This window comes from Burkholderia sp. AU45251, from assembly GCF_030482905.1.
Taxonomy (GTDB): Bacteria; Pseudomonadota; Gammaproteobacteria; order Burkholderiales; family Burkholderiaceae; genus Burkholderia; species Burkholderia aenigmatica.
The window spans coordinates 1-7,565 of record NZ_JAUJQH010000057.1; the positions used below are offsets into that span (position 1 = coordinate 1).

A 7,565-nucleotide genomic window follows, 5' to 3' on the forward strand; every position below is an offset into this window, starting at 1 on the left:
GGTCGAACAGTCGGTGCGCATCTACAACCACGAGCGGCCACATGCCGCCCTGAAATACAAAACGCCCGATGCGGTGCATCGGGCGTTCTAGCGTCTGGATACTGTCAACCTATTCCAGGACTTGACAGGTGGCGTCGATGCGTTCGACCTGCCGTTCGCGGTTACTTCAATGCATCCCGATGGATCGCCTTCCGCCCTGCTCCGTGTAGGGATGGCCCCAGGTAGCGCAAACGCCGCTCAGAACCCCCAGAACATCAGCCACCACGCACTGTCGGTGACGGCCAGCGCTGCAGCGAACCACGCAAAGGCGGCAAGCCGGCGCGGCCAGGCCGCATAACGCCCCGTCACCTTCCACGCGAGCCACGCGCTCCACGCGTTGGCGCCGACCAGGATCGCGATACGCACGTCCGTGGCCCAGCCGAGCGGCACATGCTCGGCACGCAGCAGCGACAGCGTCGTCGCCGACAGCCCGAGGAACACGCCCGCGCCCGCGATCGGAATCAGTGCCTGCGCGAGATGATGGAGCCGCACGCGATCGAAGCGGCCGAGCATCCGCGCGGCACCGGCCAGCAGCACGAGCAGCGTCGTGCCGTACACGAGCCCCGTGCCGACGATGTAGCTGACGACGAGCCCGCCGTCGAGCCAAGAAAACACGTCGTTGCGATCCGGGTAATGCGTGAGCAGGAACCACGGTGCGTTGGTTTCGAGCGGCCACGTGATGTCATGGTCGATCAGCCAGCCCGCGAGCCATTGCTTGATCTGCACGAACCACGGGCTGGCGGTCCAGTGGAATGCACCGATCGCGACGCCGAGCAGGCCGTACAGGATCAGCGCGGTGTCCCACGGGTTCGCCTGCTGCGCGCCGAGGTTCACGACTTCGTCGGACGGCGAGCGCAACGACAACGAGATCGCATCGCGGTGCCCGCTGCAGCGGCCGCACATATGGCAGTCCGCCGCGCCCTTCATGTTGCGCAACGGTACGAGCGGCGCGCAGTTGATCGGAATCACGCGATGACCATGCTCGCCGTTCTTGTACGAACGGCGCCACGCATCCTCGTCGACCTTGTAGCGCATCGGCGCAAGCCGCGCGAGCAGCCCGAACACGCCGTTGACCGGGCACAGATACTTGCACCACACGCGCTTCTCACGGCCATACAGCACACCGATCACGATCGCACCGACGGTCGAGCCGCCGAGCACGAACAGCACCGCGAGTGGGTACTGGTACACGCTGACCATCTGCCCGTAGATCGTCGTGAGCCCGAACGCGACGAACGGCCAGCCGCCCCACCGCATCCAGCGCGGAATCGCGCGACCGCGGCCGAACTTGCTCGCGAATTCGGTGAGCGCACCTTCCGGACACAGCACGCCGCACCAGACCCGGCCAAGCATCACCATCGACAGCAGCACGAACGGCCACCAGATGCCCCAGAACACGAACTGCGCGATCAGCGTGAGGTTGTTCCACAGGTGCGCGGAATCGTCCGGCAGCGGCAGCACCGCCGGCACAATGATCAGGAACGCATAGACGGCGACGACGACCCACTGGATGCCACGGATCACCGCGCCGTGGCGCTGCATCCACTGGCCCGCCTGCGCGAGCCAACCCGGCTTGGTTGCGGCGGCAACGTTCATGCCGCGCGGCCCGCGGCGACGGCCGGACGGCGGCTCGCGCGCTTCATCAACAGCCAGACGACGGCCCAGTACACCGCATAGGCAACCAGGTTGGTCAGCGCCGGATGCGCGCGATAGCCCGTCAGCGTCGCGACGAGCGAGCCGAACGTGCTGGAGTCATCGAGAATTGACGACGTATCCCACACCTGCGAAATGCCGAGCGGCAGGATTTCCTTGTCGATCAGCTTGTCGACGCCGGTCTGGAACAGGCCCGCGCCGAGGAACAGCAGCATCACTTCGGTGACGCGGAAGAAGTGCCGCCACGAGAAATACTTGCCGCCGAGTTGCAGCAGATAGAACGTCAGGAATGCGAGGCCGAGGCCGATCACGACCGCGAGCATCTGGCTGCCGTCGACGTGGCCCGACTGGCCGAAACCGAGGCCGTACAGGAAGATCACCGTCTCGCTGCCTTCGCGCGCGATCGCGAGCGCGACCAGCACCGCGACGCCCCACCAGTTCGAATCGCGCGTGCTCTGCTGCAGCGATTGCTCCATGTCGCGCTTCAGCGTGCGGCCGTGGCTGCGCATCCACAGCACCATCTGCACGATCAGCACGCATGCGATCAGCACCATGGCGGTCTGGAAGTAATCCTGCGCGTCGCCGGACAGCACTTCGGTGAAACCGACCAGCGCTGCGCCGAGGCCGACCGCCATCAGCAGACCGACACCGACGCCGGCCCAGAGAAAAGGCAGGCCGCGGCGCGCGTCGTCGTCGCCGTTTTTCAGCCATGCGTAGAGAATGCCGACGACGAGCAGCGCTTCGACGCTCTCCCGCCAGACGATGAACAAGATCTGACCCATCGATACCTCCTGACGCGCGGTACACCGGGCAGGTGGGCCTGCGCGCAGATAAAACGCGTTACTTCGCGACGATCACGCCCTGTGCCTGCTGGTGGAAATCGTCGAAAAACTTGTATTCGCCCGGCGACAACGGCGCGACGACCACGAACGAATCGGCGCCCGGCGCGAGCACCTTTTCCTTGCGCAGTTGCACGCTCTCGAATTCGGCGGCGCCCTTGCCGGTGTTCTTGATCTCGATCTTGAAACGCTGCCCGGCCGGCACTTCGATGCGAGCGGGGTTGAGCTTGCCGTCCGTCATCTCGAGCTTGAACGTCGGCAGATCGGCAGCGTACGCTGCGCCGGCAAGCCACAACGCAGCGGCTGCGGCAAAGACTTTCTGGGGAATTTTCATTCTGGGTTCTCTACGCCGACGGCGCGCCGAAGCGCGCCGTCCGTGATGCCACCGATCAGTAACCGCCCTTCTTGCCGATACCGGCGAACGGGAAGTCGTACTCGAGGGTGATGGGCTTGAACCATGCGCCCACACCCGTTTCCTTGTCGATGTGACGGCCGAACGCCATGTGGCCCGACTGCATCGGCGGCTTGACGGTCATCGTCAGGTGGTACTTGCCCGGGCCAGACAGCTTCACGTTGTCGCCGTAGTGCGGGCCGTCGCTCGCGACCATGCCCATCAGGTCGCCTTCCGCCTTCCACTTCGTGTCGCCCTGCTTCGTCAGCTTGTACGTGACCTGCAGGTACGGCATCCAGTCGCCTTCCGCGAAACCCGTCGGGTTGTTCTTGACCGCATGGATGTCGGCCTCGAGGTGGATGTCGGAATCCGACGCCTTGCGCATCATCCCTTCCGGGTCCATCGTGATCGGCTGCAGGTACACCGCGCCGATTTCCATGCCGCCCTGGATCTGCTGCTTGCCGATCGGATATTCGGCAGCCGAGGCCGACATCGCGGCAAGCGCCGCCGCTACCGCAACCGACGTGCGGATGAACGAAGAACCCAACATGGACACTCCTTGTTATTTGATCTGACACCGTGCGGGCCACCCGCCGGGCGCCCCGCTGGAAACACTAACGCGACGAATAACGTTAATGCGAACTATTCTCAATAATTGCGGAGTTTAGCACCGATCCTGTTCCGGAACAAACGAGGCACCGCGTAAACCCCTGATCCGACAAGGCTTACAGCTCGATTACCGGCACATTTCGGTGACGCTTTGAAAGATTTACCGACCGCCGCTGACGTGATCGCCGACGTTCGCGCCGAACACGCGCTCGCGCAGCAGCGCGAGCTGGTCGCGGGTCGCGGCGGCCTTCTCGAACTCGAGGTTCTTCGCGTAGTCGGCCATCTGCTTTTCGAGGCGCTTGATTTCCTTCGCCAGCTGCTTCTCCGACATGTCCTCGAATTTCGCACGCTGCTGCGCTTCTTTCAGCTCCGCGCGCGCTTCGTCGGCGTTGTAGACGCCGTCGATGATGTCCTTGATGCGCTTCACCACGCCGCGCGGCGTGATACCCATCTTTTCGTTGTGCGCGATCTGCTTCGCACGGCGCCGCTCGGTCTCGCCGATCGCACGCTTCATCGACTCGGTCATGTTGTCCGCGTAGAGGATCGCCTTGCCGTTCACGTTCCGCGCGGCCCGGCCGATCGTCTGGATCAGCGAGCGCTCGGCGCGCAGGAAGCCTTCCTTGTCCGCGTCGAGGATCGCGACGAGCGACACCTCCGGAATGTCGAGCCCTTCCCGCAGCAGGTTGATCCCGACCAGCACGTCGAACGTGCCGAGCCGCAGGTCGCGGATGATCTCCACGCGCTCGACAGTATCGATGTCGCTGTGCAGGTAGCGCACCTTGACCCCGTGGTCCGCCAGAAACTCGGTGAGCTGCTCGGCCATGCGCTTCGTCAGCACGGTGATCAGCACGCGCTCCTCGGCCTTCACGCGCTCGTTGATCTCGGCCAGCACGTCGTCGACCTGCGAGCTCGCCGGCCGCACTTCGATTTCCGGATCGACGAGCCCGGTCGGCCGCACGACCTGCTCGGCGATCTGCCCGGTCACGCGCTGCTCGTAATCAGCCGGCGTGGCCGACACGAACACGACCTGGCGCATCTTGCGTTCGAACTCGGGGAACTTGAGCGGCCGGTTGTCGAGCGCGGACGGCAGCCGGAACCCGTAGTTGACGAGGTTTTCCTTGCGCGCGCGGTCGCCGTTGTACATGCCGTTCAGCTGGCCGATCAGCACGTGCGACTCGTCGAGCAGCATCAGCGCATCGGGCGGCAGGTAGTCGACGAGGGTCGGCGGCGGGTCGCCGGGCTCCGCCCCCGAGAAATGCCGCGAGTAGTTCTCGATGCCCTTGCAGAAGCCGAGCTCCTGCAGCATCTCGAGATCGAAGCGCGTACGCTGCTCGAGGCGCTGCGCCTCGACGAGCTTGCCGTCGCCGTGAAAGAACTCGAGCCGCTCGCGCAGTTCGTCCTTGATCGTCTCGACCGCGCGCATCACGGTGTCGCGCGGCGTCACGTAGTGCGACGACGGATAGACGGTGAAGCGCGGAATCTTCTGCCGCACGCGGCCGGTCAGCGGGTCGAACAGCTGCAGCGTCTCGACCTCGTCGTCGAACAGTTCGACGCGCACGGCCAGCTCCGCGTGTTCGGCCGGGAAGATGTCGATCGTGTCGCCGCGCACGCGGAACGTGCCGCGCTGGAAATCCTGCTCGTTGCGCGTGTACTGCATCGCGATCAGCCGTGCGATCACGTCGCGCTGGCCGAGCTTGTCGCCGGTACGCAGCGTCAGGATCATCTGGTGGTATTCGGACGGGTTGCCGATACCGTAGATCGCCGACACCGTCGCAACGATCACGACGTCGCGACGCTCCATCAGGCTCTTCGTCGCCGACAGCCGCATCTGCTCGATGTGCTCGTTGATCGACGAGTCCTTTTCGATGAACAAGTCGCGCTGCGGCACATACGCTTCAGGCTGGTAATAGTCGTAGTACGAGACGAAGTACTCGACCGCGTTGCGCGGGAAGAACTCGCGAAATTCCGAGTAGAGCTGCGCGGCGAGCGTCTTGTTCGGCGCGAACACGATCGCCGGGCGGCCGAGCCGCGCGATCGTGTTCGCCATCGTGAAGGTCTTGCCCGAGCCCGTCACGCCGAGCAGCGTCTGGAACGAGAGACCATCCTCGACCCCTTCGACGAGCGTCTCGATCGCGGTCGGCTGGTCGCCGGCGGGCGGATACGGTTGATACAGCTGGAACGGCGACCCTTCGAAGGTCACGAATTTCGATTCGTCGAGCGCGTCGCCGGTTTCGGCTTTATGTTCGGACATGGAATGCGGCCGGAGCGAGGGCAAAGAAAGCATTCTAGCGCTTCGCGGCCTCGCGAACTGCTGTCGGCTCCTGACGCGCGACGACCGTCCGAAATCGCCATTCCCGGCCGAATTTCGCCGCTGAAACGCCGCCCCCGCCTGCGTGAATTCGCTACAATGTCAGGCTGCTGCGCTTTCCGGCGTCGTGCCTGCCTGCGCGCGGTCCGCCGCGCCCGCCCCGCCCGTTGAAAGCCTGACCCTCTTTTCACTACTGCCGAATCATCATGTCGCTCTTCTCCGCTGTCCAGCTTGCTCCCCGCGACCCGATCCTGGGCCTGAACGAAGCCTTCAACGCCGATGCGCGTCCGACCAAGGTCAACCTCGGCGTCGGTGTGTACACGAACGAAGAAGGCAAGATTCCGCTGCTGCGCGCGGTTCGCGAAGCAGAGAAGGTGCGTGTCGAGGCCGGCCTGCCGCGCGGCTACCTGCCGATCGACGGCATTGCTGCCTACGATGCGGCCGTGCAGAAGCTGCTGCTCGGCAACGACTCGCCGCTGATCGCAGCAGGTCGCGTGGTCACGGCCCAGGCACTGGGCGGCACGGGCGCGCTGAAGATCGGCGCCGATTTCCTGCGCACCGTGAACCCGAACGTGAAGGTTGCGATCAGCGATCCGAGCTGGGAAAACCACCGCGCGCTGTTCGAAGCAGCCGGCTTCGAAGTCGTTGCGTACCCGTACTACGACGCCGCCACCAACGGCGTGAACTTCGAAGGCATGCTGTCGGCACTGAACGGCTACGCGGCAGGCACGGTCGTCGTGCTGCACGCGTGCTGCCACAACCCGACCGGCGTGGACCTGACGGAAGCGCAATGGCAACAGGTCGTCGACGTCGTGAAGGCGCGCAACCTCGTGCCGTTCCTCGACATGGCTTACCAGGGCTTCGGCGAGAACATCGAGGCCGATGCTGCCGCCGTGCGCCTGTTTGCTGCGGCCGACCTGAACGCATTCGTGTCGTCGTCGTTCTCGAAGTCGTTCTCGCTGTACGGCGAGCGCGTCGGCGCACTGTCGATCATCACGTCGAGCAAGGAAGAAGCGACGCGCGTGCTGTCGCAACTGAAGCGCGTGATCCGCACGAACTACTCGAACCCGCCGACCCACGGTGGTGCCGTGGTCGCCGCGGTGCTCGCATCGCCGGAACTGCACGCTTCGTGGGTGCAGGAACTCGGTGAAATGCGCGATCGCATCCGTGCGATGCGCAACGGTCTCGTCGAGCGCCTGAAGGCAAGCGGCGTCGACCGCGACTTCAGCTTCATCAACGAGCAGCGCGGGATGTTCTCGTATTCGGGCCTGACCTCGGCGCAAGTCGATCGCCTGCGCGACGAGTTCGGCATCTATGCGGTCGGCACGGGCCGGATCTGCGTCGCCGCGCTGAACACGCGCAACCTCGACGCGGTCGCCAATGCGGTCGCAGCCGTCCTGAAGTAACGTGGCGTGAGCGGGCAGCCGCCGTTATCGGCGCTGCCCCACTCTGCCGAGACGAAAAACGCGCTCCCTGGAGCGCGTTTTTTTTTATGCCTTTTGCCCGGCTTGCCGGCGTAACGACATCGCACGAGCGGCGCGCATCGCGGCCGCTCGCGGCAGGGCGTTACTGCATGAACCAGCCATGGCTGACGACGACCGACTGGCCCGTGAGCGCGGCGCTCGGGAAGGCCGACAGGAACAGCACCGTCTGCGCGACGTCCTGCACCGTCGTGAACACGCCATCGACCGTGTTGCCGAGCATCACCTTCTTGATCACTTCCTCT

At 64.7% G+C, this 7,565-nt stretch carries 7 protein-coding genes and 1 pseudogene; 2 read left to right on the top strand and 6 right to left on the bottom strand.

All coding sequences use genetic code 11. The features are described 5' to 3' along the window. The coding region (locus QZM67_RS39550) for an integrase core domain-containing protein (RefSeq protein WP_155625489.1) at positions 1 to 91 on the top strand (91 nt) is incomplete at its 5' end. A gap of 146 nt (positions 92 to 237) precedes the next feature. On the opposite strand, the gene QZM67_RS39555 is transcribed toward QZM67_RS39550, so the two are convergent. From QZM67_RS39555 to uvrB, 5 genes are all read right to left on the bottom strand, one after another. Then, positions 238 to 1,635, bottom strand: a complete 1,398-nt coding sequence (locus QZM67_RS39555) for a 4Fe-4S binding protein (protein WP_301811840.1) — start codon at positions 1,633 to 1,635, stop codon at positions 238 to 240. Then, the gene (locus QZM67_RS39560) at positions 1,632 to 2,474 is read right to left on the bottom strand and encodes an FTR1 family protein (protein WP_175026444.1); all 843 of its coding nucleotides are present in this window, start codon (positions 2,472 to 2,474) and stop codon (positions 1,632 to 1,634) included. The genes QZM67_RS39555 and QZM67_RS39560 overlap by 4 nt, the downstream gene beginning before the upstream one ends. A gap of 58 nt (positions 2,475 to 2,532) precedes the next feature. Beyond that, on the bottom strand, positions 2,533 to 2,865 hold the full coding sequence (locus QZM67_RS39565) for a cupredoxin domain-containing protein (protein WP_174941706.1): 333 nt from the start codon (positions 2,863 to 2,865) through the stop codon (positions 2,533 to 2,535). A gap of 55 nt (positions 2,866 to 2,920) precedes the next feature. Next, positions 2,921 to 3,472, bottom strand: a complete 552-nt coding sequence (locus QZM67_RS39570; protein WP_043188762.1) for an iron transporter — start codon at positions 3,470 to 3,472, stop codon at positions 2,921 to 2,923. Between the two features lie 219 nt (positions 3,473 to 3,691). Further along, entirely contained in the window at positions 3,692 to 5,782 is a 2,091-nt protein-coding gene (gene uvrB / locus QZM67_RS39575) for an excinuclease ABC subunit UvrB (protein ID WP_175026442.1), read from the bottom strand. Between the two features lie 263 nt (positions 5,783 to 6,045). Here uvrB and QZM67_RS39580 point away from each other — a divergent pair, with 263 nt between their 5' ends. Further along, positions 6,046 to 7,245, top strand: coding sequence for an amino acid aminotransferase (locus QZM67_RS39580; protein ID WP_043188767.1), 1,200 nt, complete (start codon positions 6,046 to 6,048; stop codon positions 7,243 to 7,245). A 160-nt stretch (positions 7,246 to 7,405) separates the two neighbouring features. On the opposite strand, the pseudogene QZM67_RS39585 reads toward QZM67_RS39580, so the two are convergent. After that, positions 7,406 to 7,565, bottom strand: a pseudogene (locus QZM67_RS39585) (3-hydroxybutyrate dehydrogenase); the annotation flags it as partial.